This window comes from uncultured Corynebacterium sp. (genome assembly GCF_902782855.1).
Classification (GTDB): Bacteria; Actinomycetota; Actinomycetes; order Mycobacteriales; family Mycobacteriaceae; genus Corynebacterium.
On sequence record NZ_CACZOO010000334.1, the window covers coordinates 1 to 2,049 of the forward strand.

Annotated in this window: 2 protein-coding genes; both read left to right on the forward strand. The window is 65.0% G+C overall.

Annotation, left to right across the window (positions count from 1 at the left end; genetic code table 11):
• On the forward strand, positions 1 to 1,418 hold a 1,418-nt coding region (locus QZV72_RS13605; RefSeq protein ID WP_297009181.1), incomplete at its 5' end, for a bifunctional copper resistance protein CopD/cytochrome c oxidase assembly protein.
• A 241-nt stretch (positions 1,419 to 1,659) separates the two neighbouring features.
• A partial coding sequence (locus QZV72_RS13610; protein WP_297009183.1) for a single-stranded DNA-binding protein occupies positions 1,660 to 2,049 on the forward strand: 390 nt, incomplete at its 3' end.

The window sequence follows — 2,049 nt, forward strand, 5'->3', positions numbered from 1 at the left end:
CCGAACTGGTGCACCGTTACTCGTGGCTGGCGATGGTGTGCATCATCGGTGTGACGGCGTCCGGACTGATCAACGCCGCGATCCGCCTGTCCTTCTCCGAATGGTTCACCACCGACTACGGTCGCGTCATCACGCTCAAGGCCGTGCTCACCGTTATCCTCGCGGCGATCGGCTGGGCGCACCGTAAGCGCACCATCCCGCAGCTCGAGGCCTCGACGGAGACGAAGGACGCCTGGTGGAAGCGTCCCTTCGTGCGCCTGTCGATCGTGGAGGTCCTCATCATGGCAGCCACCGTCGGTGTGGCGATCTCCCTGTCCCGTATCCCGCCGCCGGTGAAGTTCACCGCGGACATCTCCCCGGCGGAACTGACCCTCGGGTTCGATCTCACCGAGCCGTTCTCCGCGGCAGCCGTGTTCACCCACTGGCGCTTCGACCTGATCTTCGGCACCGGCGCACTGATTCTGCAGGCCGTGTACATGTGGGCGTGGCGCGTCCTGCGTAAGCGCGGTGTGGAGTGGCCGGTCAGCCGGGTGGTCTGGTGGACGCTCGGCAACCTCACACTGCTCTTCGTCACCTGTTCCGGGCTGGGCCTGTACTCCATGGCGATGTTCGCCCCGCACATGCTGCAGCATATGACGCTGACCATGATGATCCCCGTGTTCTGGGTGCTGGGCGGGCCGATGACGCTGCTGCTGCGCGCTCTGCCACCGGCCGGGAAGGACGGTATCCAGGGTCCGCGTGAGTGGTTGGTCGTGTTCATCAACAATCCGGTGTCCAGGTTCCTCACCAATCCGGTCGTCGCCGCAGTTCAGTTCGTTGTCGGCTTCTACGCCCTGTACCTGTCCGACCTGTTTGAGTGGATGGCGCAGGAGCATGCCGGCCACGTGTTCATGAACATCCACTTCCTCATCTCCGGCTACCTGTTCTACTGGGTCGCGATCGGGGTGGACGCCGCCCCGCGGCAGCTCAGCCCCTTCATGAAACTGCTGATGACGCTGGCGGCGATGGCCTTCCACGCCTGGTTCGGTATCGCGATGATGCAGATGTCCGAGCCGCTGGCAGAGACCTATTACCTGTCGCTGCAGCTCCCGTTCCCGGTGGATCTCATGGAGCAGCAGCACACCGGCGGTGCGATCGCCTGGGGACTGTCGGAGATCCCGTTGGTGCTGGTCAGCATCATGCACGGCGCGCAGTGGGCGAAGCAGGACAAGAAGGAGCAGAAGCGGTTCGACCGGAAGGCGGACCGCGACGGGGATGCCGAGCTCGAGGCCTACAACGCGATGCTTGCCGGGCTGAGGTCCGGTGAGGATTCCGCGCAGTCCGGGTACTACCGCACGGAGTACCGGGGTGATGAGGTGCAGGGCTTCATGCATTCGGACAGGGCGAAGCGGGAGTACCGGCAGAAGCACCGGGAGTGAGCGTCCCCCCGTCCCAGAAAAACCGCAGGTGAACGGGGGTGTGGATAACTTCCCTCTGATTCAGGCCGAGTTGTCCACAGGCTCTGGGCCGGTATTCGACAGATCATGGTGGTTGGGGGAGTATCTGCGTCCACCGGGGGAGTGCAGGTGGGGATCACGCCCCGCCGACCTCCGGGAGTCGTCCGGCCGGTGCCGTGGCGCAGATCCCGGGGTCGCGTCCCCGGGGAGAAGGGGGCTGACCATGGCCACACAACAGATGTCCGTGACGATGACGGGGTTCGCGGCGTCCAATCCGACCAGGCACTCGTCGATCATGAAGCTCGTCACCTTCCGGATGGCGTCCACCCCACGGTGGAACGACAACGGCGAGTGGCGGGAAGGTGGCACACTGTTCATCGAGGTCCAGTGCTGGGGGCGCCTCGGCGATCACGTGATGTCTTCGGTGGTGCGGGGGGCGCCGTTGGTCATCGCCGGGCGGATGACCTCCTACTCCTTCAAACCGGAGAACGGGAACCAGCGCTCGGACGGGGAGCCCTTCACCGAGACGATCTGGCGGGTCACCGCGTCGAACATCGGGCTGGACCTCAGCCATTCACCCTCGACGTGGTCGCTGCGGGACCGGGGGAAGGAC